Annotated in this window: 1 protein-coding gene; it reads right to left on the bottom strand. The window is 40.8% G+C overall.

The genetic code is table 11. From position 1 onward, the window contains the following. On the bottom strand, positions 1-338 hold a 338-nt coding region (locus WA338_RS18740), incomplete at both ends, for an Ig-like domain-containing protein (protein ID WP_336094542.1).

The raw sequence follows: 338 nt of genomic DNA, 5'->3' as shown, positions 1-338 counted from the left end.
ACTCCGGAGTATAGATGAAGGTTCCGTCAGGATTTACAGTTACACTTCCGTTAGTTGGTTGTGTATTACCAGTTACGGTAATTGTATCGCCGTCAGGATCAAAATCATTTATTAATACATTACCGTCAACAGGAGTGTTCTCTTCTGTAATGGCTGTATCATCGTTAGCAATAGGAGCTGTATTTTCAGGACTAGCTATAGGTAGCACTTGAATGATTACATCTGCATTATCACAAGCCTGTGGACTACCACCGTCACATACTTCATAGCTGAAGGTATCTTCACCGATGAAACCATCGTTTGGTGTGTAGGTATAGGTTCCATCAGGATTGAAAACT

Origin of the sequence: Leeuwenhoekiella sp. CH_XMU1409-2, from assembly GCF_037029365.1 — a bacterium.
GTDB lineage: Bacteria > Bacteroidota > Bacteroidia > Flavobacteriales > Flavobacteriaceae > Leeuwenhoekiella > Leeuwenhoekiella blandensis.
This window is presented reverse-complemented; position numbering and strand designations above follow the sequence as displayed.